Raw genomic sequence first — 25,481 nt, forward strand, 5'->3', positions numbered from 1 at the left:
ACTGCCGGTATATGTCTGTCTCTGCTGCTGACTGTAGCCGCTTCCGTACTGCTGCTGAGAACTGCCGGTATATGACTGCCTCTGCGGCTGACCGTAGCTGCTTCCGTACTGCTGCTGAGAACTGCCGGTATATGTCTGTCTCTGCTGCTGACTGTAGCCGCTTCCGTACTGCTGCTGAGTACTGCCGGTATATGACTGCCTTTGCGGCTGACCGTAGCTGCTTCCGTACTGTTGCTGAGAACTGCCGGTATAGGACTGTCTTTGCGGCTGACCGTAGCTGCTTCCGTACTGCTGAGTACCGCTGTTATATGGCTGCCTGTACTGCTGCGGAGCAGATTGCTGAACGGAGCCTGATGCAGTGCAGCTGCATTTTTCTCCGTATTCCAGTTTCCTTCCGCATTGTGTGCAATATGGCATATCATCACTCCTTGTGTAAGTGTCGTACAGTAACATTATAACACAGAGCTGAACAGTTTGCAACAGTATTTGATGTCATATTTGTCCGGCCTCGGACATATCTTTTAAGGACAAAGTCTGTGAAAGGGTGGATTTATGGGACTGACAGAAAAGGAAGCAGCCGAAAGACTGAGCGTGGAGGGCGAGAACGTCCTTGGTGAAGGCAGAAAAACAGGACCTCTGAAGATATTCCTCGGGCAGTTCAGAGACATTATGGTAATGATACTTCTTGGAGCAACGGTGATATCGGTGCTGCTTGGTGAGCTATCCGACGCGGTCACTATTATACTGATAGTGCTCCTTGACGCAGTTCTAGGTTTTATACAGGAGTTCCGTACGGAGCATACTCTCGAAGCACTCCGTTCCATGACCTCTCCCACGGCGAAGTGCTGGCGCGACGGAAAGCTGAAGGAAATACCGGCTTCAAAGCTTGTAAGGGGAGATATCGTCGAGATTGAGGCAGGGGACAGGATACCTGCAGACTGCGTGGTACTTAAGGCCTCAGGCTTCTTTTCCGACGAATCTGTTCTCACAGGAGAATCGTCGGCAGTTGAAAAATCTGCAGGAGCTGAGGAGGATACCGACAATTCCTTGAACAGACCGAATATAGTTTACTGCGGAGCTTCCGCGGTAAAGGGCGTATGCCGCGGAAAGGTCATAGCTACAGGTATGGATACCCAAATGGGAAAGATATCGGGAATGCTCCGGGATATTGATAAGGAGCCCACTCCACTTCAGAAGCGGCTCGCAGAGCTTGGAAAGGCGGTTGCAGTGATATGCCTTGTGGTGTGTGCGGCAGTAGCCGGCGCAGGAATACTCCGGGGAGAGAACATCTTCGATATGCTGATGACGGGCATAACAATAGCCATTGCCGCTATACCCGAGGGACTTCCGGCGACAGTTACTATCGCTCTTGCGCTGGCTGTCAGCCGCATGATGAAGCAGAAAGCCCTTGTGAACAAGCTCCACAGTGTAGAGACTTTAGGCTGTACCTCTGTGATATGCTCTGACAAGACAGGCACCATAACCGAGAACAGAATGACGGTCACAGAGCTCTCCACAGCCGATGAGGATTACTTTTTCAGCGGCATGGGCTACCGGGTCAGCGGAGCTGTAACAAGAGCCGGAGATATTGCCGTAAATCCAGTTACTGAAAAAGGTCTCATCGAAGCTCTCAAGTGCGGAGTGCTCTGCTCCACCGCTGAGATAAGTACACAGGAAGTTCCGAAAAGCCGCAACAGAGGTTCTCTTGCAGGCAAGGGTGAGTGGAGTGTTGCAGGCGATCCTACGGAAGCTGCGCTACTCATTGCAGCCGCAAAGGCAGGTATCACAAAGTCCTTGCTGTCCAGCAAGTGCAGTGTGCTCGGTGAATACCCATTTGACAGTGAGACTCGTTTTATGGCTGTACACTGCGGTTTTGGTAGTGATAAGAGGATATACTTCAAAGGTGCTGAGGAGGTCATTCTGCCGAGGTGCTCCATGTATATGAACGGCAGGGGCGAGAAGATCCCTCTTACGGCGTCGTTCCGCAGAAAGCTCGAAGAAAAGGCGTCGGAGATGTCTGACAGGGCGTTGAGAGTCCTCGCGCTGGCGGTATGCGGTTCGGAAAAAATGGAGCCTGAACGCGGAGACCTTGTTTTTCTCGGCTTTGCAGGCATGACCGACCCTCCCCGTGAGGAGGCAAAAGCCGCTATACGTCAGTGTGCGGCAGCGTCCGTAAAGACGGTCATGATAACGGGAGACCATAAAAATACCGCCGTGGCAGTTGCGAAAAAAGCAGGACTGCTCAAGGGCGGCATGGCTATAACAGGTGAGGAGCTGAATATGCTCTCCGATGAGGAGCTGGACCGTGATATCGGGAAGTATACCGTGTTCGCACGTGTGGAGCCCGTACACAAGCTGCGCATAGTGCGGAGCTTTAAGCGCAGAGGTGAGATAGTCACCATGACAGGCGACGGCGTGAACGACGCCCCTGCGGTGAAGGAAGCCGATGTAGGCGTAGCTATGGGAGTTACGGGTACTGACGTCACAAAGCAGGCGGCTGACGTGATACTGATGGACGATAACCTTGCAACACTGGTGAACGCCGTGGAGCAGGGACGGTGCGTATACGCAAATATCCGCAAGTTCGTGCGGTATCTGCTCTCCTGCAATATAGGGGAGGTACTTACAATGTTCCTCGGCATCGTAATGGGTATGCCGATGATACTACTGCCGGTGCAGATACTTCTCGTGAACCTCGTAACAGACGGACTTCCGGCGATAGCTCTTGGTATGGAGCCGCCGGAGGAGGGTATAATGAGTCGTCCGCCGAGGCGTTCCGGAGAGGGCTTCTTTGCAGGCGGACTTATGTGGAAGATAGTTATCCGCGGCATATTTATCGGACTTTCCACACTTGCAAGCTTCACAACGGTCATGCGGCTCGGCGGTTCCGCGGAAGCCTGCCGCACTGCTGCGCTTATCACCCTTGTGGTGTCTCAGCTGATACACGTTTTCGAGTGCCGTTCCGAGAGCCGTTCACTGTTCCGCATGAATCCCTTCGGGAATATGAAGCTTGTGGGAGCAGTGCTTATTTCGGGAGCTGTTCTTGCGGCAGCTGTAGCGGTACCGCAGCTGCGCATGGTATTCGGCACAGCCGCTCCGGGTATGGCGGACCTCCTTATAGCACTGGGATTCAGCGCGGCAGTGCCTCTTGTCAGCTCGGTCATCAGCCGTTAGCCCTTAGCCGTTAGCCTGTAGGGGCGGCGTTCCGCCGCCCGCAAGCGAGAGCCGCATAAATATGCAGGGGCGGATAATATCCGCCCCGTAAAATTATACTTCAAGCCCGAAGCTTATTGAAAGAGCCGTATTGACCTTATCCATAGAGTTCAGGTCAAGCTCTCCCATTTTGTCTTTCAGACGCTTTTTGTCTATGGTGCGTATCTGTTCCAGCAGAACTATACTGTCCTTGGCGAGACCGCATTGCTCTGCCTGTACTTCTATATGCGTAGGCAGGCGGCTCTTGCCGCGCTGACTGGTTATCGCAGCGGCGATGACCGTGGGACTGTGTCTGTTTCCCACATCGTTCTGAACTATAAGTACAGGTCTGATACCGCCCTGTTCAGAGCCTACAACGGGACTGAGGTCGGCGTAATAAATTTCTCCTCTTCTGACGGACATGATGTTTTCTCCCGGTATATATAATGAATATGAACTGCTGTTCTTATTATTGCCTTTGAGACTGATATTATACAGCCTCTGTTCATTATATGCTGCCGGGAGGATTTCTGTCTATACGCCTTTACTGAGGAGATTCAGAAAATACATACCTCTCTTGTATGATGTTCGATATGCATTTTCAGCTCCGTACCTGACAGGAAGAAAAATGAATACGGCTCATAATCGCGGTCGTCGGCAACTCTTAATGCAGTACCGAGTTCGGGAAGCTCTATTATGAAGTCGGTATGGTCGTAAAAGCGGTAATTGTCAAGAAACAGCTTCTTTTTTTCGGGCGAGGATATGTCAAGCTTAAAGCACTGTCCGATATTTTCCGTTCTGCTTTGTACAGGAAATCCTATCACTGCACCGTCGTACATATCGGCTGATTTTTTTAGTGTCTCCATGCAGGGAGACTCCTTTCCTCCCACCATGAATCCGCCTGTCATATTGAAAAAGACGACAGCGTCCGAGCTGAGGATATTATCCTTTATGATACCGTATCTCTCTGCCGCGCTGAGGTTGGAAAATTTCATGAAACGTTCCCTGTATCCGGAAATATCGTCAATAGTGCATTTGATAGTGAGTATATTTTTCATTGTGCTGCTCCTTAATCTGAAAGATTTTGAGTTACGGATATTTTGTACAACGCAGTCGGGGGTTTATTCTATCTTTCCTGCGAGATCAGGGAATATGCCGAGACTGCGTTTGAGTATGCCGTTCATCATGGCAAGAGCTATGCCGTAATTGGTGAAGGGGACGTTCTGATCCTCTGCGGACTTCCGCCTGTAGACCATTTCACGCTCATTGAGCATACAGCCGCCGCAGTGTATCACAAGGCTGTATTTAGACAGGTCCTCCGGGAACTCACGTCCAGAGCTAAGCTCGATATTCAAGGACTTGCCTGTGGTCCTTTTCAGCAGGACAGGCAGCTTAACGCTGCCGATATCACCGCACTGGCGGTGGTGGGTGCAGCCCTCGGAGATAAGGACTGTGTCCCCGTCATTCAGGGTCTTTATGGCAGATGCGCCCTTTACCGAGGTCTCAAGGAAGCCCTTGTACCGCGCCATAAGTATTGAAAACGAAGTGAGGGGAACGCTCTCCGGAACTATTTTGCTCACCACGGCGAAAGCCTGACTGTCGGTTATGACCAGTTTCGGGGGCGAGCTAAGTTTATCGAGAGTTTCCGCAAGCTGAAATTCCTTGGTGAATACCGCCATAGCGTCAGCGTTGAGGATATCACGGAGAGTCTGTACCTGAGGAAGTATCATTCTTCCCTTGGGAGCAGCCGCGTCTATGGGAGTAACGAGCACCAGCATATCTCCCGGACTGAGCATATCGCCGATGATACGCTTTTCCTCGGCAGGGAGCTTTGCAAGGGCTGCGATACGTTCTTTCAGCTCGTAGATGTTCTCGCCTGTCAGTGCGCTGACTTCAAACTCGTTTTCCTGACAGACGCGCTTTTCGGCTATATCGGACTTGTTGTACACGATAAGATAGGGGATATCCTTTTCCTTGAATATGCCTGTGAGCTGGCGCTCGGTGTCGGTAAGTCCCACAGTTCCGTCAACTACGAGCACAGCAAGGTCTGTGCGGTTGAGTATCTGCTTGGTCTTGCGCACTCTCATTTCGCCGAGAGTACCCTCGTCGTCAAAGCCGGGAGTGTCTATTATCACCACAGGCCCCAGCGGTAGAAGCTCCATAGCCTTGGTGACGGGGTCTGTGGTGGTTCCCTTGACGTCGGAGACCACGGACAGCTCCTGTCCCGTAACAGCGTTTACCACGCTGGATTTTCCTGCGTTTCTCCGTCCGAAGAAGCCTATGTGGATCCTCTCCGAGGAGGGCGTGTCATTTAAACTCATATTTATCATTCCTCTGTAGGGAACGCCGTTCGGCGTTCCGAGTTGTTAGTGCTTAGTGCATAGTGATTAGTTTGTAGGAGCGAGTTCCGCTCGCCCGTGATAATCGGCGTTATTTTGCGAGTGAACGCTGTTCGCCCCGGCACATATCTGCCAATTCGTCTTTGGTATATTCTTTATAGAGATTTTGTTTTTGAGAAAACATCGAATCTGTTGTATTTGGAATTGCTTTAATAAGCTTTTTCAACTCTATATCCGCAGGCAAAGTGAGAAAATATTCTTTGATTTCTGATCCAATATAACTCTCAACTCTCAGCTCTCCACGACCTTGCTTCACTGAGCAGCCGTGAAATGATATGGCTTTTCTCCGAGGTATAGGCTTTTCTGTCATCGGGGTACAGAGCTGCGGAGCGCTGCTTTACCTCGTCATATTCTCTTGCCTTTCCGGGAAAAGCGTTTAGGTAATCCCGGAAGTTCAGATAATTGTTCCATTCCGGGCTCCCTGCCCTGCAAACGTGGATATGGTGGGTCTTTATGTCGTTTTCGAGGTCGCCCATTAAAAACAGCAGCTGTCCGTATTCAGCTCGCCGGTAGATTATACCATTTTCTTTGAGGATATCCACATAAGGCATTACATCGTCAAGCTCCTTTACTGCCACCGCGATATCTATGACAGGCTTTGCTGATACCCATTTTATGGACGTGCTCCCTATATGCTGGGCGTCAATACAGACCTCGCCAAGTACCGACCTTATCAGTCCGATAGTTTGTGCGGCGTTTTCCTCCCACCGGACATTATGGGGCAGCAGCCTGACAGTACCAGTCTTTAAGCCGACAGTGGGCGTGTTTTTTCCTTCCATTTTTTCTCCTTAGCGTAGAGCTGTTAGATTCTCCGCTCTCAGCTAAAACACAAAGCCGCAGAGCAAAATGCTCCACGGCTTTAGTATATCATATTTTTATTGTTTCCGCAAGTATGATATAATTATGTGTTACGCATTAGTACCGCCAATGGAAATGTGCCGTAAGCGATGTACGATCATCGTTTTTTGATAAGCGTAAGCGAGTTTACGAGCGACAACGTGGCAAGGCGGCGCGGGCTCCGCGCTTAGATACGTGCAACGCCTGTATCTCTTGCAGCCTGAGCAACAGCCTTTGCAACTGCCTGTGCAACGGTCTTGTCAAGTGCGCTGGGGATAATATAATCAGCACTGAGCTTGTCATCTGTTACGAATGAAGCTATAGCCTTTGCAGCAGCTATCTTCATAGCGTCGTTGATATCGCTTGCGCGTACATCGAGGGCTCCGCGGAAGATACCGGGGAACGCCAGAACGTTGTTTATCTGGTTGGGGAAGTCGCTTCTTCCTGTGCCGACTACTGCTGCGCCTGCTTCCTTTGCAAGGTCGGGCATTATTTCGGGAGTAGGATTAGCCATGGGGAAGAGGATAGGCTTGTCAGCCATTGACTTTACCATTTCCGGAGTTACACAGCCGGGAGCCGATACTCCGATGAATACGTCCGCGCCCTTGATTACCTCTTCAAGGCTGCCCTTTCTCATCTGCTGGTTGGTTATCTCAGCCATTTCGTCCTTCATGGGGTTCATTCCCTCAGGACGACCCTTGTATATAGCGCCGTTCCTGTCGCAGAGCACAACGTCCTTAAGTCCCATTGATATGAGGAGCTTTATGATAGCGATACCTGCTGCGCCTGCACCGCTTGTTACTACTCTTATCTCGTCAAGCTTCTTGCCTACTACCTTGAGAGCATTGAGCATAGCTGCGAGAGTAACTACGGCTGTACCGTGCTGGTCGTCGTGGAATATCGGTATATCACAGCACTCCTTCAGCTTCTTCTCTATCTCGAAGCAGCGGGGAGCAGAAATGTCCTCCAGATTAACGCCGCCGAATGAGCCTGCAAGGAGACGTACTGTATTTACGATGTCGTCAACTTCCTTTGAGCGGACGCAGAGAGGAACTGCGTCAACGTCGCCGAAAGCCTTGAAGAGTGCGCATTTGCCTTCCATTACCGGCATGCCTGCCTCAGGACCGATGTCTCCGAGACCGAGTACTGCTGTGCCGTCTGTGACTACGGCAACGAGATTTGAACGGCGTGTGAGCTCGTAGCTCTTGTCAACGTCCTTCTGTATTTCGAGACAAGGCTGTGCAACACCGGGAGTGTATGCAAGTGAGAGGTCGTCTCTTGTTACGAGTGGAGCGCGGCATATAACTTCTATCTTGCCCTGCCATTCATAGTGCTTTTTAAGGGATTCTTCTGCATAATTCATGATATATATGTCCTTTCTGTGGGTTTATTCAAAAAAGCGGAGAACAGAAGGTTCTCCGCGTAAATCTTATTCTGCGGCTTCTCAGAACTGGATCTGGTCGATTACGCTTCTGAGCGCCTTTGCGCTTGCCTGAAGCTTTTCGATCTCGCTGTCGGTGAGCTTGGGAGATACCTCTCTCTCGATGCCGTTGCTTCCGATAACGCAGGGAAGGCTGAGACATACGTCGTTTATGCCGTACCTGTCGTTTATCATTGTAGAAACCGTAATGATGTTCTTTGAGTCACGGAGAACGGTGTCGCATATCTTGTTTACGCTCATAGCGATAGCGTAGAAGGTAGCGCCCTTTCTCTTTATGACCTCAGCGCCTGCCTTGCGCACCTCGTCGATTATCTCGTCCTCGTCGAGGTCTGCATGATCCTGATCTGCGCAGTATTCGTCAACAGGAACGCCGGCGATATTCATTATCGACCACGGTATGAAAGAGGAATCGCCGTGCTCGCCGAATACGTAAGCGTGTATGCTGTTGGGGCTGAGACCTACGTGGTCTGCGATAATGGAACGGAGTCTTGAAGTATCGAGAGCTGTTCCGGAGCCTATTACCTGATTGGGCTTTAAATCAGTACACTTAAGGATAGTGTATGTAAGGATATCAACAGGATTGCTGACAACTACATATATAGCGTCGGGAGCGTACTTTGCTACCTGAGGCATTACTTCCTTGATGATATTTACATTGGTCTGAGCGAGATCAAGACGTGTTTGACCGGGCTTTCTTGCAAGGCCCAGTGTGACTACGACGATATCGGAATCCTTTGCGTCCTCGTAGCCGCCGTCGAATATCTCGACGTTCTCGCCGAAGGAAACGCCCTGACGGATATCCATAGCTTCTCCCTTTGCCTTTGCCTTGTTGATATCAACGAGGACGATGTCGGAGCAGGTACCTGCTACAGCGAATGTATAAGCAACAGAAGCGCCGACATTGCCTGCGCCGAGTATAGTTATCTTTGTACCGTTCTTATCAGCCATAATATTTACCTCCATATACGTTGGACGGCTCTGCCTTCTCTCTTTAACGCTTTGCAGAGCAATATGTACTATTATTATAATGACTAAATATGAAAATATCAAGCAAAAAAGCCTTGTTTACGGAAAAATCGTAAATTCATACAAAACAACTTCAGATTTAACACAGCTTTTTAACTCGAAGAATAATAGGGAGAAGAACTGGCAGTACCAAAATATGTATGCAAAAATGAATAATATGCGGTATAAAATGAATATTTATGAAAATAATGAATATTTATGCAAATGCTCTTGACATTATTTTGTTAAGTAGTATAATAGATTTATATCGCAAAACCACGCTGCATCAAAGCGGCGTTAATATTCAGGAGGTAATCATTATGGCTAACAAGAAGGATATCAAAAAGGTAGTTCTCGCATATTCAGGCGGACTCGATACATCTATCATCATTCCGTGGCTCAAGGAAAACTACAACAACTGCGAAGTCATCGCTGTTTCAGGTGACGTAGGACAGGGTACAGAGCTGGACGGTCTCGAGGAAAAGGCTATAAAGACAGGTGCTTCCAAGCTCATCATCGCTGACCTTAAGGAGGAGTTCATTCAGGACTACGTTTATCCTACAGTACAGGCTGGCGCAATCTATGAGAACAGATATATGCTCGGTACTTCCTTCGCACGTCCGATTATTGCAAAGCGTATCGCAGAGATTGCTCTCGAGGAGGGAGCTGACGCTATCTGCCACGGTTGCACTGGAAAGGGCAACGATCAGGTAAGATTCGAACTTGCTATCAAGGCTTTTGCTCCAGAAATGGCTATTATTGCTCCATGGAGAGAATGGACTATCAAGAGCCGTGACGAGGAGATCGACTATGCAGAGGCTCATAACATTCCTCTTAAGATAAACAGAGAGACAAACTACTCAAAAGATAAGAATATATGGCACCTCTCTCACGAGGGTCTTGACCTTGAGGATCCTGCAAACGAGCCTCAGTACGAGAAGAAGGGCTTCCTTGAAATGGGCGTTTCACCTATCGACGCTCCCGACAAGCCTACATACATCACACTCCATTTCGAGAAGGGTGTTCCCACAATGCTGGACGGCAAGAAGATGAACGGTGTTGAAATGGTATCAGCTCTCAACAAGCTTGGCGGCGAGAACGGTATCGGTCTTGCAGACCTCGTTGAGAACCGTCTCGTTGGCATGAAGTCAAGAGGCGTGTATGAGACTCCCGGCGGTGCTATTCTTTATCACGCTCACGAGGTACTCGAAACTATCACTCTCGACAAAGAAACTGCACGTATCAAACAGTACCTTGGCATAAAGTTCGCTGATATCGTATACAACGGTCAGTGGTACACACCTCTCCGCGAAGCTCTCAGTGCTTTCGTAAACAAAACTCAGGAGAGAGTTACAGGTGATGTTAAGCTCAAACTCTACAAGGGCAATATCATCAATGCAGGTGTAACTTCACCATACACACTCTACGATGAGGAAGTTGCTACATTCGATGAGGACGAGGTATACAATCAGGCTGACGCAGCAGGCTTCATCAACCTCTTCGGTCTCCCGATAAAGGTTAGAGCTCAGCTGGACAAGAAGCGCAATAATAGGTAATAATCGTATGAAGTTTGTAAGTATTATATTCATAATATGTGCTCTGTTCGTTGTTTTTTTGATTGGAAGAGACGTGATATCCAATATCAGCCTTCTAGACAGTGACAGAGAAACAGCTATAAAGGGACTTAAATATGATGCTGCTTATTTCATCGGTGCAGTTATTTTCGGAACATTCCTGTTCCTGAAGCTGAACGACAGCATATTCACATTCAGCTGATAACTATCAGTACAAAGGTCTCTTGTTTACGGAGCAGCTTCCCTGAAAGCATAGAAAACGGCTCAGAGAATATTATATTAGTTTCAGGCAGGGGGCGCCTTCTCCTGCCTGTTACGATTTATTATAATGCGTAATTTTTAATTCGTAATTGCGAATTCGCCTGTTGCGACAAATTAAAGAAATGATTATGAATTATCCGATTTTATAGCTGTGATCGAAGCGAACACATATAATTACGCATTACGAATTATGCATTGAGAAAAAGGAGGGTTACTATGGTGAAGATAAGGCTCATGACTATCAACGACTGGAAAGGCGTTGAAGAGGTCTGGAAGGAACATGAGGGGACTAATCCCGTGGACGACTGCGAGGAAGGTTTCACAAGATACCTTAAGCGCAATCCCGCCACAAGCTTTGTGGCTGTGGACGGCGACAGGATAATCGGTACTATACTGGCAGGTCACGACGGCAGACGCGGCTTCTTTCACCATGTTGTAGTTGCTCCAGAGTACAGGAACCGTGGTATAGGCGAGGATATGGTGAATCACGCTATGGATGCTCTCGAAAAGGAGGGCATACAGAAGACAGCCCTCGTTGTATTTGAGGACAATGACCTCGGAAACGGATTCTGGGAGCATATAGGATTTACTACAAGACCTGACCTCGTTTACCGTAATAAATATATTAAGTAACAGGAGTTTTGCTCATGGGAAAATTTCTGGATAAATTATTTGGCAGGACCGATAACAGTACAAAAAATGAAATAAGAGATGTGCAAAAGGATAATAAAAAGCTTCCTGAGATAATCGTTGCTCCCGGTTCACATATCTGTGAGGAAGACTGGGACGGTGAGAATAAGGTATATCATATCTCTTTTTTGGTGAATGATTCCTTTCGTCCCGCTAAATCCCATGCTGCCGAAGTGACGGCGTTAAGCACTTATTCTCCCGGCAGTGAATACGGAAGCGAGGAGGACGATATCTATATCTGCATTATGATTGATGCAGGCGAATATGATGTTATTGATGATTTCAAAGAAAAGGGTACTGTCGAAGGAGCTTCATATTTTCAGAAGCTGACAGGACAGTTTTTATTTAAAGCCCGTATAAAGTATTACGACAGCCTGATGTATTTCTATGCTTTGAATATGTGTGACGGATTCTGGGATTATTCAATTCTTGCCGTGAGTTATCCTATGGAGTATGACGGAACGGAAGATGAGCAGAAGTTGATAAAAATACTTGATCAGGCGGCAGAAAGCTACAAGGAAGAACCGATAGATGAATGAGCGCTGCATAAGTAATATGTTATGGAAGGTAATTCAGGAATAACTGGAATAAATAAGGATATATATGGATAAATTCATGAAGGCAGCAATTGACGAGGCCCGGATAGGCATAAATGCAGGTCACGGCGGTCCATTCGGCTGTGTTATCGTCCGGGACGGTGAGATAGTTGGACAGGGACACAACGAGGTCGTAAAACGGCATGATCCTACCTGTCACGGTGAGGTCATGGCGATACGGAACGCCTGCGAGAAACTCGGTACTCATGACCTTAAAGGCTGTCAGCTGTATACTACCGCAGAGCCCTGCCCTATGTGTGCGGGAGCTATAATGTGGGCGAATATCCAAAAGGTCTATTACGGTTGCAATATAAACGATACCGACAGGATAGGCTTCCGCGACAAGGTGTTTTATGAAGCTCCCCCGGATATCTCCGAGGAGCTCCACCGTGAGGAATGTCTTGAGGTATTTGCCGAGTATCAGTCGATAAAGCACAAGAAAAAATACTGATAAAAGCCTTTAGCCGTTAGCCATTAGCCGATAGCTTTAAAGCGGCAGAGATGATCGTTTTAGAAGGTGAGCGAATGAGTGTCGAACTGATAGTTTTGTATATAGGTGCAGGCATTATTGGAATATGTTGGATAGCGTTCCTGATATTATGTATAAAGTGGTCTGTAAAATGGAAACAAACAATGAACGACACTGAAGCCTGTGATGGTGTGGCAAAAAGTATTTTAATTAAGAAGAAAAGCCATTCCTTGACATTGCTTGAGCTCGTGTTCGATCATAACGACGATACGGTAAGAACAGGTTTGCTGCTAACAGGCAAATACCTAAGGATGATAAGGTGCCCTGAGGAGCTTCGGCTCAGATACAGCGAAAAGAATTTGTGGACTGCGACATACGAAAAAAACGAGTTGAGATCAATGTGGACCGCAATGGCTCGCTTGACCGCTGTATTTGTGCTGATTGCAGCAGCTTTAATATTTATACGTTGATAAGTAAGGATAAAAAGGAGAAAACTATGGCAGATATGATGTGGGCAGGAAGATTTTCAAAGCAGGTGGACGCAGGCGTCAACGCTTTCAACTCTTCCATTGCCTTTGACGGACGTATGTACCGTCACGATATACAGGGCAGTATCGCCCACGCTACCATGCTGGGAGACTGCGGCATAATCACCAAGGAGGACAGCCTCGAAATAATCGAGGGACTGAAAGGCATACTCGCTGATATAGACAGCGGAAAGCTGGAGCTTGACCCCAATGCGGAGGATATTCACATGTTCGTTGAGGCAGAGCTCACAAAGCGCCTCGGCGACGTGGGAAAGAGACTTCACACCTCACGTTCAAGAAACGATCAGGTTGCAGTTGATCTCAGACTTTATCTCCGGGACGAGATAGACGAGATCTACTCAATGGTGAAGGAGCTCGCAGTTACTCTTGTCAATATTGCTAAGGAGCACACCGGGACCATAATGCCAGGATATACCCATTTACAGCGTGCTCAGCCCATAACCCTCGCACATCACCTTATGGCTTATGTGTGGATGCTCCTCCGGGATATGGAAAGATTAAAGGATACCGCAAGAAGAATGAACTACTGCCCTCTCGGCAGCGGAGCTCTTGCAGGTACGACATATAAGACAAACAGGAAGCAGACCTCCGATCTCCTTGGCTTTACGGCTCCCATGCCAAACAGCCTTGACGGAGTTGCCGACAGGGATTACTGCGTTGAACTCAACTGCGCTTTGTCGCTGCTCATGACGCACCTTTCAAGATTTTCCGAGGAAATTATCCTCTGGTGCTCGTGGGAGTTCAAGTTCGTGGAGCTTGACGACGCTTTCGCTACAGGCTCGTCTATCATGCCTCAGAAGAAAAATCCGGACGTTACGGAGCTTATCCGAGGCAAGACAGGAAGAGTAAACGGTGACCTCATGACCCTGCTCACTATGATGAAGGGGCTTCCCCTTGCATATAATAAGGATATGCAGGAGGACAAGGAGGCTATATTCGACGCCGTGGACAATGTAAAGCTCTGCGTCAAGACCTTCACTCCAATGCTCGCCACTATGCGCGTGCTCAAGGACAATATGAGGAACGCTGCCGCAAGAGGCTTCATAAATGCCACTGACTGCGCAGACTACCTTGTAAAAAAGGGTATGCCCTTCCGCGACGCCTACAAGATAACGGGAACTCTTGTTGCTCAGTGCATAGAAAAGGGTCTCACTCTCGAAACTATGACTATTGAGGACTACAGAGCTATGACGGAGCTCTTCACCGAGGACGTATACGAGGCTATAAGCCTTGATACCTGCGTCCGCGAGAGAAAGTCCGAGGGCGGTCCTTCGCCTGACGCAGTAAAGGAACAGATAGCTCTTGCGGAAAAGGCACTGGGTATCTGATATGAAGAAAAAGGATATAAGCTTTATTTTGGGCCTTTCGATACTCATGGGCATTATATGGGTAGTAGGAGAGATAATAATGGGGCTCTGGCTTGCAGTAAGACCGGGAGCTCCCCATATAATATGGTGTGTTGCTGTCGTTGCAGTGACCCTTGCGATAAGCGTATGGCACTCGATGATAGAGGACACATCTGAGCTTGAAGATCCTAAGCGCGACAAGTACGAGCGTAAGGTAAATAAGCGAAAGTAATAGCAGTTAGTCATTAGCTTGTAGGGGCTAGAGTCCCCGACAGCCCGAATCATCTAAAAGGAGGCGGTACAATGAAATCAGGAAAAGACAATAACAGCGAATCAATGGTAAAAATATGCGGTAACTGCCGTGAAATCATTGAAGATGATAATTTTTGCAGGTACTGTGGCGCGAAAATAATCAAAAACGAGTATGCGCCGGAAAAAGATATGATATCAATAATTTACGGACCGCCGCCTGTTGAAAGAAAACATATTTGCAGCAACTGCGGATATACATGGAAAAAATGGGCTATGATAGACAAAGAACAGTATTGTCCTAAGTGCGGCGGCGAGATCGTTACCGAGGAAACTGGAGAAAAGCTGTTATGATATCCAGTGAGTGACGCATTCACTTACAGAATATTCTATATAAAAGAGCCATAAAACGGAGGAATAAAAATGTCAGTAAAAATTTACATAGACGGTCAGGAAGGAACGACAGGTCTTAAAATACAGGAGCGTTTCAAAGACAGGCACGACCTTGAGATCATGAAGATCAGCGAGGAGCTGAGAAAGGATCCTGCCGAGCGTGCAAGACTTATAAACAGCGCAGACTATGTATTCCTCTGCCTGCCGGATACTGCTTCCATAGAAGCAGTATCATTCATCGATAAGGATAACGATCATGTGCGTATTATAGATGCTTCCACAGCACACCGCACAAATCCCGATTGGGCTTATGGCTTCCCAGAGCTTTCACCTGCTCACAGGAAAAAGATAGAAACCTCGAATAGAGTTGCTGTTCCGGGCTGCTATGCAAGTGGATTTGCTTCCATAGTATATCCGCTGGTGAATAACGGCATAATATCTGCGGACTATCCTGTATTTGCATACGCAACATCGGGCTACAGCGGAGCAGGCAAGAAGGCGATAGCAGTCTATGAGGGTGAGGACAAGCCGTTTGAATATGGTAGCCCAAGACAGTATGCACTCTCTCAGCAGCATAAGCACCTTCCGGAGATGAAAGCAGTATCGGGGCTCACCTACACGCCTATGTTCAATCCTATGGTATGCGATTATTTCAGTGGAATGGTAGTAAGTGTGCCTATACAGACAAGGACTCTTGACAAGAAAATCACCGCGCAGCAGGTGCATGAGATGTACGTAAAGCACTATGCAGGCGCAAACATGATAGAGGTTATGCCTCTTATGTCCGCAGAGGAGCAGAAGAGCTTCTTCCTTGCTTCAAATACGCTCAGCGGACAGAACAAGCTACAGGTTTTTGTTTTCGGCAATGATGAGCAGATACTTCTTTGCTCGCGCCTCGATAATTTAGGCAAGGGTGCAAGCGGAGCTGCTGTACAGTGCCTTAACATAATGATGGGAATAGACGAAACAACAGGACTTATATGAGAATTACAAGAAAACGGGGGAAGTAAAATGAGCAAAACACTTCGCGAGATATATGAATATGACCTAATCGAGGACGACGGTATAGACTATACCGTCGATGAATGGTTCAATACCATAATGGAAAAGACAAAGGATCAGCTGAATGTTTCTGACGTCAGCCGTATGCTCCGTCAGAAAATATGCTCTCGCGTTGCAATAAAGAGAGCCATAGAAATGCTTAGCGACGATCCGTTCGTAGGAGAGATGTTCGAGGGACAGCTTATGTTCAACCTGTACTCGGGCAAGGAAAAGTACCTGAAACTCTTTTATCCTCAGATGGGTCCAGTCCTCGAAAAGGCAGGCCTTATGGCAAAGGCTCACAAATGGGCTTCCGACGAGGAAAAGAATGAATATATGGACATAATTGCAAAATTCGCACAGAAGATCAAGGAGGAAACAGATGAAGCTTGTTGAACTTAAAGGAGTAACATTCGTAGAAGGCGGTGTATGTGCCGCAAAGGGATTCAGGGCTAACGGAGTACAGTGCGGACTTGCACACAAGCCTCTCGGCGATGCAGCAGAGGAGAACGTTATCCCCGCAGCAAAGAAGAAAAATGATCTGGCACTTATTGTCGCCGACAAGGAGTGTAGCGTGGCTGCAGTATATACCACAAATAAAGTCAAGGGAGCTCCCATACTCGTTACAAAGGAGCACCTCAGAAACGGAAAGGCAAGAGCGGTTATCGTAAACTCCGTAAACGCAAATACCTGCAATCCTGACGGTGTTGAGAAGGCAACAAAAATGTGTCAGCTCGCCGCAAAGAGCCTCGGTATTGACGAAAATGACGTAATCGTAGCTTCCACAGGCGTTATCGGACAGGTACTCCCTATAGAGCCTATCGAAAAGGCTATGGACGGTCTTGCAGAGGGACTTACCTATGACGGCAACAAGCGTGCCCTTGAAGCTATAATGACTACAGACACACAGGAAAAGGAAATCGCCGCACAGTTCGATATTGGTGGAAAGACCTGCACTATGGGCGGTATGCTCAAGGGCAGCGGAATGATACACCCGAATATGGCTACTACTCTTACCTTCCTTACCACAGATGTGGATATAACTCCGGAAATGATACAGCATGCCCTTGATGATATAATCAAGGTAACTCTCAACAGAGTAAGCGTTGACGGAGACACCTCCACAAACGATATGGTGTGCATACTCGCTTCCGGCGAGGCAGGCAACAAGCCTATCACCGAGGAGGACGGAGAATACGAGAAGTTCAGACATGCTCTCTACGGCATACTCATGAACCTTGCACGTAAAATGGCAAGGGACGGCGAGGGCGCTACAAAGCTGGTGGAGTGCGCTGTAAAGGGTGCTGAGAGTGACGAAATCGCCGAAAAGGTGGCAAAGTCCGTTATAGGCTCCAGCCTCATAAAGGCTATGATATTCGGCGAGGACGCTAACGCAGGAAGAATATATTGCGCGGTTGGATATACCGACGCTTCATTTGATATTTCTAAGGTCGATGTGGATATGGCTTCTGCAGGCGGCACTATTCCTCTCGGAAGGAACGGAAACGTTATCGAGTTCTCCGAGGATTTGGCTAAGGAGGTCCTCAAGGAGGAAGAGATACAGATACTCGTCTCTATGGGAGAGGGCAAGGGCAGGGCCATTGCATGGGGATGCGACCTTACTTATGACTACGTAAAGATAAACGGCGATTACAGAAGCTGATACATATTAGCTTTATATGCAGACAGGCGGAGCGCTGTCAGGGCTGGTGACAGTATGTTTTTAATGAAAGGAATGAGCGCCGAGAAGGTGCAGAAAAAGTATCTTAAGAAAGACGAGCAGATTATCTGGAACAAGGTGACAGATTACGTAAAGATACACTGGAATGATTCAATAATTACTGTTTTTTTAGGACTGGCATCCTTCTTTGTAGGGAACGTGCCGATAATAACAGAAGGCGTCAACATTGAAAACCTTCTGGGTGCTATTGTTTTTTCTCTTTTCGCAATAGTTGTTATTCTGAGTACCTATGATGTGACAGGCTCGTACTTTATCACGAATAAGCGAGTGCTCATATTCAGCGAGAAGGGGTGCAGGAAGATAGAGTATCGTGAAATATATACAGCATATGTAAGTAAAGAGGAGAAAACCGGCAGAGAATACATTACGCTGTGTATAAATCACAAGGACATCAAGGGAAAAAATAATAAATACTTTCTCTGGGATATTGAGGACGGAATAAAGGTCGTCGATATCATAAAAAAGCAAAAGGAGCTCTGCGGCTCATAAGAAAAAACTGGATAAACGATTAGTGATCTATTGGGGGTGATCTTGTGTTCGGAAGAAAAAATGGGGACGACTATGATGATTATAACGAGAGAAATGCGGCAAAGTATGACGACGACTATATAGCGCCGTCTCATGATTACCGCAGGGAGTGCGATCACAGTCATGAGCAGACCTACGAGGATATGGATGATCTCTGGGAGTGCAGGCACAGCCATGAACAGTCATATCAGAACATAAACGAGGTACGTGAATGTAACCATAGTCACGAACAGACATACGCTGATGCGGATACAGAACAGCGCCCTTACGATAACTATAACTATAACTCCATAGAGAGTATGTTTGAAGCCTATCTGGAGCCAAACGAGCATTTGCTGTGGGCAGGCGGTTCCGGCGACCCGGCAAAGCAGAATCAGGAGAGCATGAAAAAAGACAGCTCTCCGGGACTCACACTTCTGATCATAGGTATAGTCCTGATGTTTACGTGTTTTGCAGCATTTATAGGATTAGCATTTATTGCAGCAGGCGTTGTATTACTGGTAATGAATATTGATCATGGATTTTATGCTGTGACCGACAAAAGATTAATGCAGTATATGTACGGTCAGTTTGAATCAGCCGGGCTTCAGAATATAATTAGTACCAATGCGTCCATGAGCGGCAATAATACAGGGAAATTAACCATAAATCTGCGCGGTATGCTTGATCCTGCGGAAAGGACCAGTGATAACCGGGCCGTTGGAGCAGGAAGAACTCTGATCGTAATAAAAAACATACAGGACCCGGTGCGTGTAAAGCAGATAATCGACGACGCCTGCGCAGGTGTAAGATACATGAATTATCAAAACCAAGGAAAGGGCTACTAAAGGTAGGGTATGTTCGGAAGGAAAAAAGATGAAGGAACTGAATATTTCGGCAATAATGTCCAATATCCTCCAGGAAAGTCTGTATATGATATTAAACTAATGGAAGGCGAGCAGATACTGTGTGTCAAGGACACCGGTGTACAAGACACCACTTACCCTGGCAAATATGAAAAGCACGAAAAAATAGTTAAAACAGTTTTTAAAATTGAAAATAGAACTAAAATCATATTTATTATTGGTATTATTTTGTCGTTGTTTGGCGCTAATATGATATTTATACATGGGGGAATGTTGATGACTTGGCCCTATATACTGGTTCATAATTTTTCTTTCATCCTTGTAATGACAATTATTATAAAAGGACATATCAAAGCCTGTCGTATGGGGCTGAACTATTGCCTGACAGACAGAAGATTAATATCTTTTGGAGTTAATTACTGGCAGGAGATACCACTTGAAGATGTTGTAAGAACAATTGCTGTTGAAAAAAATAATAAAGGAAAACTTATCGTCAAAGCAATAATTGATGAAAACACTAAAAAGTGTGCTGATTATGTTTTCCCTGATGTGGAAGATCCTTGTCGGGTAAAAGAAAAACTCGATCAAGCTATAGAAAAATGCAAGACAGATAATAATCAATTTTAAATAAAAGGAAGTTAAGGAAAATGGAAAAGATATCAAACAATGAAAAGTCGCAGGTGCTTATCGACGCCCTGCCATACATACAGAAGTACAATAACAAGATACTCGTTATCAAGTACGGCGGAAACGCCATGACCAACAAGGAGCTCAAGGACGCCGTAATGACGGATATCGTTCTCCTTTCGCTGGTAGGCGTGAAGGTAGTCCTTGTACACGGCGGCGGTCCTGAGATAAGCGATATGCTCAAAAAGCTCAATATCGAGAGCCGCTTCGTGAACGGTCTGAGGTACACCGACGACGCCACTGTGGACGTTGTGAAAATGGTCCTCTCCGGCAAGGTCAACAAGGAGCTGGTACAGCTGCTCGCACAGCATAAGGGCAGTGCCGTAGGTCTCTGCGGTATCGACGGAGAAATGCTCGTAGCCGAAAAGAAAAAGACCGACGACGGTCAGGATCTCGGCTGGGTTGGCGAGATAACAAAGGTCAACACAAAGCCTATCACCGATGCCCTTGCAAACGGAAATATCCCTGTTATCGCAACAGTTGCAACTGACGCGGAGGGCAACACCTACAACATCAACGCCGATACTGCCGCTGCAAGGATAGCCGCAGAGCTTGGCGCCGAGAACCTTATCCTTATGACTGATATAGCAGGTCTGCTCAGGGACAAGGACGACCCGTCAACTCTTATCCCTGAGGTCAACGTCAGCGAGGTCCCCTTCCTCAAGAGACAGGGCATAATCTCAGGCGGAATGATACCCAAGATAGACTGCTGTGTAGAGGCTGTAAGACGAGGCGTGAAAAAGACCGTTATCATCGACGGAAGAGTGCCTCATTCCATACTTATCGAGATACTTTCCAACGAAGGAATCGGTACCCAGTTCGTGTGATAGAGTTACCGCTCGTAAAATAATTTACTTGTATACAAAAAATTTACTTATAAAAAATCTTAATTGATTGATTTTGACTGCCATTAAGCGCTATAATAATAGTGTGTCTGATATGATCCATGGGCAGTCTGCCCCCAAGGAGGACGTTATGAATACCATTGATAAATTCAATTCCCACGTTATGCAGTCCTACGGACGCTATCCCCTTGTTATGGAGGAGGGAAGCGGCAGACGCTGTAAGGACGAAAACGGTACGGAATACATCGACTTCGGAAGCGGTATAGGTACGAACTCTCTCGGATACTGCGACGAAAAATGGGCTGACGCTGTGTGCGCTCAGGTAAGGACCCTCCAGCACAGCTCCAACTACTACTATACCAAGGTGCAGGCGGATTTCGCCGAAAGGCTCTGCGGCATCACCGGTAAAAAGTCGGTATTTTTCTGCAACAGCGGCGCTGAAGCGAATGAGTGCGCCATAAAGGTGGCAAGGAAGTACAGCTTCGATAAATACGGCAAGGGCAGGCATACCATAATTACCCTTGTGAATTCCTTCCACGGCAGGACTATAGCTACCCTTTCAGCTACGGGTCAGGATGTGTTCCATAATTATTTCTTTCCGTTCGTAGAAGGTTTCGTGAACGTGACCGCAAACGATATCGCAGACCTTGAGGCAAAGCTTCAGGACGATACGGTTTGCGCGGTAATGCTCGAATATGTGCAGGGAGAGGGCGGCGTCAATGTTCTCGGTCAGGAATTTGTGGACGCTGTTTACGACCTGTGCGCAAAGAAGGATATACTTGTTATAACCGACGAGGTACAGACCGGTGTCGGACGTACAGGTAAATTCCTTGCAGGAGAATACTTTGGCAAAAAAGCTGACATCGTTACTCTGGCAAAGGGTATCGCAGGCGGTCTCCCGATGGGCGCCTGTCTTGTGAACGAGAAGTGTAGCGGAGTTCTTACGGCAGGTACTCACGGCTCCACCTTCGGCGGCAACCCTATAGCCTGCGCAGGCGGTCTTGCGGTCCTTGACAGGATCGAGAGCTCCGGCTTCCTTGAAGAGGTGAACAGGAAGAGCGAGTTCATAAAGAGCGAGCTTGAAAAGTGCAGCGAGGTCGAGTACATAACAGGTCTCGGGCTCATGGTGGGCATAAAGCTCAGGAGCAAGGACGCCCACGATGTTGCTCAGAAGGCTCTCGACAGGGGACTCCTTATTCTTACTGCCAAAGAGAAGGTTAGACTTCTGCCTCCATTGACGATTTCTTATGATGAGCTAAAGGACGGACTGAAGATTCTGATAGAGATACTGGAGGAATGACTATGGAGTTTCAGGTGATCGGAAAGGGCGGAAAATATACCGTTCAGGACAAAACAGGCCGACTTATCTACAGTATAAAGAAAAAAGGCTTCGGATCACGCTATAACCTGATGGACGCAAGTAACTACAACCTCTATACCCTCGTTCAGACAGGCGATGCGAAGAGACCGTTCTTCACAATAATACTCAACGACAACGTATTTATGTCCATGGAATGTACCTCTCTGTTCCTTAATCCCACTATAAAGGCGAAAAACAAGACCATGCGCTTTGAGATAACTAGTAAGGACAGAAAGAATTTCGATATAATCCTCAATGACGCGAAGGTGGGAAATATCCAGAGTCTCCTCGGAGTGAACGGAGAGATGCAGTACCATTTCGATGTGGAGAACAAGGCCTTTGACGACTATATATCACTTTTTGCTGTGGCGATAGACAGGGCGTTCGGCGAAATGAACAAAACTTGATTTGATAATGAAAGAACCGGAAGGATAGGATAATATGAAACACTTACTTAAAATGCTCGATCTCAGCACAGAGGAGATCATAGAAATACTCAACCTTGCAGACCAGCTCAAGTACGAGCTTAAGCACGGTATCCCGCACCCCCACCTCAAGGGAAAGACCCTCGGAATGATATTCCAGAAGGCTTCCACACGCACAAGAGTTTCCTTTGAGACAGGTATGTACCAGCTGGGCGGATATCCGCTGTTCCTCTCGTCAAACGATCTCCAGATCGGACGCGGAGAGCCCGTACAGGATACGGCGAGAGTTCTCTCCCGCTACCTCGACGGTATTATGATACGTACCTTTGAGCAGAAGGAGGTCGAGGACCTTGCTGAGTACGGCTCTGTGCCGATAATCAACGGTCTTACGGACTTCTGTCACCCTTGTCAGGTGCTGGCTGACCTTATGACGATACGCGAGTTCAAGGGCAGCTTTGACGGACTTAAAATGTGCTTTATCGGTGACGGAAACAATATGGCAAACTCCCTTATCGTCGGCTGCTTAAAGGTAGGTATGTCGGTGTCTATCGCTTGTCCCGACGACTATCAGCCGCCGAAGGAGATACTTGACTTTGCAAAGGGCTACGGAGATAAGTTCGAGATGACAGATAAGCCTATGCAGGCTGCAAAGGGCGCAGACGTGCTCATCACTGACGTATGGGCTTCCATGGGGCAGGAGGGCGAAGCCGAGAAGCGCAGGAAGGCTTTCACAGGCTATCAGATCAACGACGAGCTCATGGCGCAGGCAAATGCAGACGCGATAGTGCTCCACTGTCTCCCTGCACACCGTGAGGAGGAGATCACAGAGAAGGTATTCGAGGCTCACGCAAACGAGATATTCGAGGAAGCCGAGAACCGTCTCCACGCTCAGAAGGCAGTAATGGTAAAACTGATGGCAAGCTGAGCCTGCTTGACCGCGTCCACGTTGACGCTCGTAAACTCGCTTACTATGATTGCAAATTGTAATTGTACATAGCTTACGGAGCTTTTTGAGCGGCAGTACATTGGCCGTTAGCATCAGGCTGAAACATACGTATTGGAGGGAACGCCGTCTTCGGCGTCACATAATCAATACATAATGCAGGGACGGATACTATCCGCCCGTGAAAAAATGATAAAAGCGGACAGTTCGTGCTGTCCGCTTTTTACAAAAATGATATGAGGTATTATAATGAAAAAAGTAAAGGTATCATACACACCGACGATCGTGTATATTATATCCGCGATGATATGGGTAGCGGTCATGCTCGTTATTTCGGCATATCTGAATGAATTAGGCTTTTATATAGGTGTACTGGCAGGTCTCGCCGCACTGTTATTCGTATACTGTCAGGGTACTGTTGTTGAGTACGGCGAAGGGAAGATAATCAGGTGCAGAAGCTTCTTTTATAAATGGAAGATAGACCTTGAGCGCATTGATACTTTCAGCTACACGGTGAGAAAGTACCGCGCAAGAGGCGGCATCCGCCATATGATGGTGATAATGTTTGACCACAGCATGATGGGTATAAATGACTGTTATAAGCTCACTTCATTTATCGGAGAAAATGAAATGAAAAAGCTGATGTGCAACGAAGCGGACAAGCTTGATATAATGCAGATATACAAGTTCGCAGAGAGCCTGTACCCCGATAAAGCAAGGGGCTATACAGAAAAAGAAGATATCAACGCATAAAATACGAGGTGATAAAATGCAGAATCTTATACTTGCCTGTGTGGGCTTGGCAATAGCAATAGCAGGTGGCGTATATCTTGCAAGGCTTCTTTATTTCAAGAAGTTCGGAGTTGCGGTAAAGGCGGAGGTGCTTGACGCGGAGGAGGTCCTGAAAAGAAGGGGCGTTGCGATGTTCGGCTCGATCATGAGGGTCGCTAAGAGAGTTTCACATTATACGCATACTATGAGATACGACTTCGGCGGGAAGATATACAAGGTCAAGGACAAGGCGGGCTATACAGAGCCGATGAAGGTGGGCTCCACCCGTATTATCCTCTGCGACCCGAAGAAGCCCGAGAGCTTCAAGCTTGAGGACGACGTGCAGAGGCATATCACGATAACCGCCGCACTTGCAGTAATGGCGCTTTTTTTTGCAGGGCGATTCTTTTACGAGTATATCAAATGAATTCAGTGGTGATAAGGAATGAAAAGGATAGAAGCATCTGGAGCTGTTGCTTTTGAAAGATGGTCCGGAATGGTTCTGTTTATAATAGTTGCAGTGCTGCTGTTAGCGGCGTCACTGTTTGAGTCCGCGAGGAAGCCGATATGCGGACTTGCACTGGCGGTGCCTCTCAAATATTTTATAGTGTTTATTGCGTTTATTGCGGTATCGTTTTCTCCGATGACAGATGTGTTTGACGACCAGTGGCTGATGATGAAGAACGGTATGTTCAGAAAAGACATCAGAATGGACGAGATCACGCGAGTGAGATACTATATAATGCTGAGAAAAAGTAGACGGCCAAGTATGCGATTTTATCATCTTGTAATGGAGATAGAGTATCAGGGCGGCAGACAGGAGCTCATGGAGCATATAGAAAAAGCTGAGATAGAATACTGCAAGCACGGAGAGGCGAATAAGGAGCTTTTCGCGCTTTACAACCATATAAAGGAGCTGTATCCGGATAAAGCAAAGGGCTACTGGGAATACTGCGGTATATGATATGTAAATATAGGGCATAATGTATAAAAAGCAGCCGATTCAACGACGATTATTTTAGTTGACAAACGCTGTATGGCGTGATATAATAATTAAGTCGCCTGAGGACAACAGCCTTCGGGCAGACAAAACAGCATCTTGAAAATTGAACAATGCGAATAAAAAAGTAACGACCCTTGAGATTCCTATCTGAGACTGGAAACAGTTGAGGAGAGAGAAGGTCAAGAAAAGACTAAAAAATAACACGCAAGTAATAACGCAAGCGTTATGAACAGGATTAAAGATATTTTGGTACTTAGGTACTGATATATACAACTATAATAAAGAGTTTGAT

30 protein-coding genes are annotated in these 25,481 nt (G+C 47.2%); 23 read left to right on the forward strand and 7 right to left on the reverse strand.

Annotated elements, in window-relative coordinates:
- On the reverse strand, positions 1-417 hold a 417-nt coding region (locus J6U00_RS04010; RefSeq protein ID WP_365718033.1), incomplete at its 3' end, for a hypothetical protein.
- Positions 418-552: 135 nt separating this feature from the next.
- On the opposite strand from J6U00_RS04010, the gene J6U00_RS04015 reads away from it, so the two are divergent.
- Complete coding sequence (locus J6U00_RS04015; protein ID WP_296579199.1) at positions 553-3,174, forward strand: cation-translocating P-type ATPase; 2,622 nt, start codon at positions 553-555, stop codon at positions 3,172-3,174.
- Between the two features lie 93 nt (positions 3,175-3,267).
- Here J6U00_RS04015 and J6U00_RS04020 read toward each other — a convergent pair whose 3' ends face one another.
- The 6 genes from J6U00_RS04020 to J6U00_RS04045 all read right to left on the reverse strand — a co-directional run bounded on the left by J6U00_RS04020 (position 3,268) and on the right by J6U00_RS04045 (position 8,817).
- Positions 3,268-3,615: a type II toxin-antitoxin system PemK/MazF family toxin gene (locus J6U00_RS04020; RefSeq protein ID WP_295081986.1), complete on the reverse strand. Its 348-nt coding sequence runs from the start codon at positions 3,613-3,615 to the stop codon at positions 3,268-3,270.
- A gap of 134 nt (positions 3,616-3,749) precedes the next feature.
- Positions 3,750-4,250: a hypothetical protein gene (locus J6U00_RS04025; protein ID WP_296579203.1), complete on the reverse strand. Its 501-nt coding sequence runs from the start codon at positions 4,248-4,250 to the stop codon at positions 3,750-3,752.
- A gap of 63 nt (positions 4,251-4,313) precedes the next feature.
- The gene (gene hydF / locus J6U00_RS04030; RefSeq protein WP_296579208.1) at positions 4,314-5,513 is read right to left on the reverse strand and encodes a [FeFe] hydrogenase H-cluster maturation GTPase HydF; all 1,200 of its coding nucleotides are present in this window, start codon (positions 5,511-5,513) and stop codon (positions 4,314-4,316) included.
- A gap of 302 nt (positions 5,514-5,815) precedes the next feature.
- Positions 5,816-6,370, reverse strand: coding sequence for a GrpB family protein (locus tag J6U00_RS04035; protein WP_296579211.1), 555 nt, complete (start codon positions 6,368-6,370; stop codon positions 5,816-5,818).
- Between the two features lie 245 nt (positions 6,371-6,615).
- Positions 6,616-7,791 (reverse strand): malic enzyme-like NAD(P)-binding protein, encoded by a 1,176-nt coding sequence (locus J6U00_RS04040; protein ID WP_028518043.1) that lies wholly within the window; start codon positions 7,789-7,791, stop codon positions 6,616-6,618.
- Positions 7,792-7,872: 81 nt separating this feature from the next.
- Complete coding sequence (locus tag J6U00_RS04045) at positions 7,873-8,817, reverse strand: L-lactate dehydrogenase (RefSeq protein ID WP_296579216.1); 945 nt, start codon at positions 8,815-8,817, stop codon at positions 7,873-7,875.
- A 377-nt stretch (positions 8,818-9,194) separates the two neighbouring features.
- On the opposite strand from J6U00_RS04045, the gene J6U00_RS04050 reads away from it, so the two are divergent.
- The 22 genes from J6U00_RS04050 (at position 9,195) to J6U00_RS04155 (ending at position 25,150) form a co-directional block, all read left to right on the forward strand.
- On the forward strand, positions 9,195-10,430 hold the full coding sequence (locus tag J6U00_RS04050) for an argininosuccinate synthase (RefSeq protein WP_296579219.1): 1,236 nt from the start codon (positions 9,195-9,197) through the stop codon (positions 10,428-10,430).
- Between the two features lie 7 nt (positions 10,431-10,437).
- Positions 10,438-10,650, forward strand: coding sequence for a hypothetical protein (locus tag J6U00_RS04055; RefSeq protein WP_296579222.1), 213 nt, complete (start codon positions 10,438-10,440; stop codon positions 10,648-10,650).
- Between the two features lie 275 nt (positions 10,651-10,925).
- The gene (locus J6U00_RS04060; protein ID WP_296579227.1) at positions 10,926-11,342 is read left to right on the forward strand and encodes a GNAT family N-acetyltransferase; all 417 of its coding nucleotides are present in this window, start codon (positions 10,926-10,928) and stop codon (positions 11,340-11,342) included.
- Between the two features lie 14 nt (positions 11,343-11,356).
- Positions 11,357-11,938: a hypothetical protein gene (locus J6U00_RS04065; RefSeq protein WP_296579230.1), complete on the forward strand. Its 582-nt coding sequence runs from the start codon at positions 11,357-11,359 to the stop codon at positions 11,936-11,938.
- Between the two features lie 64 nt (positions 11,939-12,002).
- Positions 12,003-12,446: a nucleoside deaminase gene (locus tag J6U00_RS04070; protein ID WP_296579233.1), complete on the forward strand. Its 444-nt coding sequence runs from the start codon at positions 12,003-12,005 to the stop codon at positions 12,444-12,446.
- A 74-nt stretch (positions 12,447-12,520) separates the two neighbouring features.
- Positions 12,521-12,934 (forward strand): hypothetical protein, encoded by a 414-nt coding sequence (locus tag J6U00_RS04075; RefSeq protein ID WP_296579237.1) that lies wholly within the window; start codon positions 12,521-12,523, stop codon positions 12,932-12,934.
- A 26-nt stretch (positions 12,935-12,960) separates the two neighbouring features.
- The gene (gene argH / locus J6U00_RS04080) at positions 12,961-14,340 is read left to right on the forward strand and encodes an argininosuccinate lyase (RefSeq protein ID WP_296579243.1); all 1,380 of its coding nucleotides are present in this window, start codon (positions 12,961-12,963) and stop codon (positions 14,338-14,340) included.
- 1 nt (position 14,341) lies between these two features.
- Positions 14,342-14,590, forward strand: coding sequence for a hypothetical protein (locus tag J6U00_RS04085; RefSeq protein WP_296579245.1), 249 nt, complete (start codon positions 14,342-14,344; stop codon positions 14,588-14,590).
- A gap of 71 nt (positions 14,591-14,661) precedes the next feature.
- On the forward strand, positions 14,662-14,961 hold the full coding sequence (locus J6U00_RS04090; protein WP_296579249.1) for a hypothetical protein: 300 nt from the start codon (positions 14,662-14,664) through the stop codon (positions 14,959-14,961).
- Positions 14,962-15,030: 69 nt separating this feature from the next.
- Complete coding sequence (argC, locus tag J6U00_RS04095; protein ID WP_296579251.1) at positions 15,031-15,984, forward strand: N-acetyl-gamma-glutamyl-phosphate reductase; 954 nt, start codon at positions 15,031-15,033, stop codon at positions 15,982-15,984.
- Between the two features lie 27 nt (positions 15,985-16,011).
- On the forward strand, positions 16,012-16,437 hold the full coding sequence (locus J6U00_RS04100) for a contact-dependent growth inhibition system immunity protein (protein WP_296579254.1): 426 nt from the start codon (positions 16,012-16,014) through the stop codon (positions 16,435-16,437).
- The gene (argJ, locus tag J6U00_RS04105) at positions 16,424-17,704 is read left to right on the forward strand and encodes a bifunctional glutamate N-acetyltransferase/amino-acid acetyltransferase ArgJ (RefSeq protein ID WP_296579258.1); all 1,281 of its coding nucleotides are present in this window, start codon (positions 16,424-16,426) and stop codon (positions 17,702-17,704) included. Before J6U00_RS04100 ends, argJ begins: the two co-directional genes overlap by 14 nt.
- 54 nt (positions 17,705-17,758) lie before the next feature.
- The gene (locus J6U00_RS04110) at positions 17,759-18,271 is read left to right on the forward strand and encodes a hypothetical protein (RefSeq protein WP_296579260.1); all 513 of its coding nucleotides are present in this window, start codon (positions 17,759-17,761) and stop codon (positions 18,269-18,271) included.
- A 44-nt stretch (positions 18,272-18,315) separates the two neighbouring features.
- Positions 18,316-19,137 (forward strand): hypothetical protein, encoded by an 822-nt coding sequence (locus J6U00_RS04115; protein WP_296579262.1) that lies wholly within the window; start codon positions 18,316-18,318, stop codon positions 19,135-19,137.
- A gap of 9 nt (positions 19,138-19,146) precedes the next feature.
- Complete coding sequence (locus tag J6U00_RS04120) at positions 19,147-19,782, forward strand: hypothetical protein (protein WP_296579266.1); 636 nt, start codon at positions 19,147-19,149, stop codon at positions 19,780-19,782.
- A gap of 20 nt (positions 19,783-19,802) precedes the next feature.
- Positions 19,803-20,669: an acetylglutamate kinase gene (gene argB, locus J6U00_RS04125; protein ID WP_296579268.1), complete on the forward strand. Its 867-nt coding sequence runs from the start codon at positions 19,803-19,805 to the stop codon at positions 20,667-20,669.
- Positions 20,670-20,817: 148 nt separating this feature from the next.
- On the forward strand, positions 20,818-21,987 hold the full coding sequence (locus J6U00_RS04130; protein ID WP_296579274.1) for an aspartate aminotransferase family protein: 1,170 nt from the start codon (positions 20,818-20,820) through the stop codon (positions 21,985-21,987).
- Between the two features lie 2 nt (positions 21,988-21,989).
- On the forward strand, positions 21,990-22,454 hold the full coding sequence (locus J6U00_RS04135) for a hypothetical protein (RefSeq protein WP_296579277.1): 465 nt from the start codon (positions 21,990-21,992) through the stop codon (positions 22,452-22,454).
- Between the two features lie 34 nt (positions 22,455-22,488).
- Positions 22,489-23,397: an ornithine carbamoyltransferase gene (gene argF, locus J6U00_RS04140; protein ID WP_296579280.1), complete on the forward strand. Its 909-nt coding sequence runs from the start codon at positions 22,489-22,491 to the stop codon at positions 23,395-23,397.
- A 267-nt stretch (positions 23,398-23,664) separates the two neighbouring features.
- Positions 23,665-24,168, forward strand: a complete 504-nt coding sequence (locus J6U00_RS04145; protein WP_296579284.1) for a hypothetical protein — start codon at positions 23,665-23,667, stop codon at positions 24,166-24,168.
- 16 nt (positions 24,169-24,184) lie between these two features.
- Complete coding sequence (locus J6U00_RS04150; RefSeq protein WP_296579287.1) at positions 24,185-24,613, forward strand: hypothetical protein; 429 nt, start codon at positions 24,185-24,187, stop codon at positions 24,611-24,613.
- 18 nt (positions 24,614-24,631) lie between these two features.
- Positions 24,632-25,150, forward strand: a complete 519-nt coding sequence (locus J6U00_RS04155; RefSeq protein WP_296579289.1) for a hypothetical protein — start codon at positions 24,632-24,634, stop codon at positions 25,148-25,150.
- Positions 25,151-25,481 lie beyond the last annotated feature (331 nt).

The organism is Ruminococcus sp. (assembly GCF_017650195.1).
Taxonomy (GTDB): Bacteria; Bacillota; Clostridia; order Oscillospirales; family Ruminococcaceae; genus Ruminococcus.

Excerpts from the sequence above, each read along its gene's own strand:
- J6U00_RS04015 (WP_296579199.1), top strand. The coding sequence starts at position 553 with ATGGGACTGACAGAAAAGGAAGCAGCCGAAAGACTGAGCGTGGAGGGC.
- J6U00_RS04020 (WP_295081986.1), bottom strand. The coding sequence starts at position 3,615 with ATGTCCGTCAGAAGAGGAGAAATTTATTACGCCGACCTCAGTCCCGTT.
- J6U00_RS04025 (WP_296579203.1), bottom strand. The coding sequence starts at position 4,250 with ATGAAAAATATACTCACTATCAAATGCACTATTGACGATATTTCCGGA.
- hydF (WP_296579208.1), bottom strand. The coding sequence starts at position 5,513 with ATGAGTTTAAATGACACGCCCTCCTCGGAGAGGATCCACATAGGCTTC.
- J6U00_RS04035 (WP_296579211.1), bottom strand. The coding sequence starts at position 6,370 with ATGGAAGGAAAAAACACGCCCACTGTCGGCTTAAAGACTGGTACTGTC.
- J6U00_RS04040 (WP_028518043.1), bottom strand. The coding sequence starts at position 7,791 with ATGAATTATGCAGAAGAATCCCTTAAAAAGCACTATGAATGGCAGGGC.
- J6U00_RS04045 (WP_296579216.1), bottom strand. The coding sequence starts at position 8,817 with ATGGCTGATAAGAACGGTACAAAGATAACTATACTCGGCGCAGGCAAT.
- J6U00_RS04050 (WP_296579219.1), top strand. The coding sequence starts at position 9,195 with ATGGCTAACAAGAAGGATATCAAAAAGGTAGTTCTCGCATATTCAGGC.
- J6U00_RS04055 (WP_296579222.1), top strand. The coding sequence starts at position 10,438 with ATGAAGTTTGTAAGTATTATATTCATAATATGTGCTCTGTTCGTTGTT.
- J6U00_RS04060 (WP_296579227.1), top strand. The coding sequence starts at position 10,926 with ATGGTGAAGATAAGGCTCATGACTATCAACGACTGGAAAGGCGTTGAA.
- J6U00_RS04065 (WP_296579230.1), top strand. The coding sequence starts at position 11,357 with ATGGGAAAATTTCTGGATAAATTATTTGGCAGGACCGATAACAGTACA.
- J6U00_RS04070 (WP_296579233.1), top strand. The coding sequence starts at position 12,003 with ATGGATAAATTCATGAAGGCAGCAATTGACGAGGCCCGGATAGGCATA.
- J6U00_RS04075 (WP_296579237.1), top strand. The coding sequence starts at position 12,521 with ATGAGTGTCGAACTGATAGTTTTGTATATAGGTGCAGGCATTATTGGA.
- argH (WP_296579243.1), top strand. The coding sequence starts at position 12,961 with ATGGCAGATATGATGTGGGCAGGAAGATTTTCAAAGCAGGTGGACGCA.
- J6U00_RS04085 (WP_296579245.1), top strand. The coding sequence starts at position 14,342 with ATGAAGAAAAAGGATATAAGCTTTATTTTGGGCCTTTCGATACTCATG.
- J6U00_RS04090 (WP_296579249.1), top strand. The coding sequence starts at position 14,662 with ATGAAATCAGGAAAAGACAATAACAGCGAATCAATGGTAAAAATATGC.
- argC (WP_296579251.1), top strand. The coding sequence starts at position 15,031 with ATGTCAGTAAAAATTTACATAGACGGTCAGGAAGGAACGACAGGTCTT.
- J6U00_RS04100 (WP_296579254.1), top strand. The coding sequence starts at position 16,012 with ATGAGCAAAACACTTCGCGAGATATATGAATATGACCTAATCGAGGAC.
- argJ (WP_296579258.1), top strand. The coding sequence starts at position 16,424 with ATGAAGCTTGTTGAACTTAAAGGAGTAACATTCGTAGAAGGCGGTGTA.
- J6U00_RS04110 (WP_296579260.1), top strand. The coding sequence starts at position 17,759 with ATGTTTTTAATGAAAGGAATGAGCGCCGAGAAGGTGCAGAAAAAGTAT.
- J6U00_RS04120 (WP_296579266.1), top strand. The coding sequence starts at position 19,147 with ATGTTCGGAAGGAAAAAAGATGAAGGAACTGAATATTTCGGCAATAAT.
- argB (WP_296579268.1), top strand. The coding sequence starts at position 19,803 with ATGGAAAAGATATCAAACAATGAAAAGTCGCAGGTGCTTATCGACGCC.
- J6U00_RS04130 (WP_296579274.1), top strand. The coding sequence starts at position 20,818 with ATGAATACCATTGATAAATTCAATTCCCACGTTATGCAGTCCTACGGA.
- J6U00_RS04135 (WP_296579277.1), top strand. The coding sequence starts at position 21,990 with ATGGAGTTTCAGGTGATCGGAAAGGGCGGAAAATATACCGTTCAGGAC.
- argF (WP_296579280.1), top strand. The coding sequence starts at position 22,489 with ATGAAACACTTACTTAAAATGCTCGATCTCAGCACAGAGGAGATCATA.
- J6U00_RS04145 (WP_296579284.1), top strand. The coding sequence starts at position 23,665 with ATGAAAAAAGTAAAGGTATCATACACACCGACGATCGTGTATATTATA.
- J6U00_RS04150 (WP_296579287.1), top strand. The coding sequence starts at position 24,185 with ATGCAGAATCTTATACTTGCCTGTGTGGGCTTGGCAATAGCAATAGCA.
- J6U00_RS04155 (WP_296579289.1), top strand. The coding sequence starts at position 24,632 with ATGAAAAGGATAGAAGCATCTGGAGCTGTTGCTTTTGAAAGATGGTCC.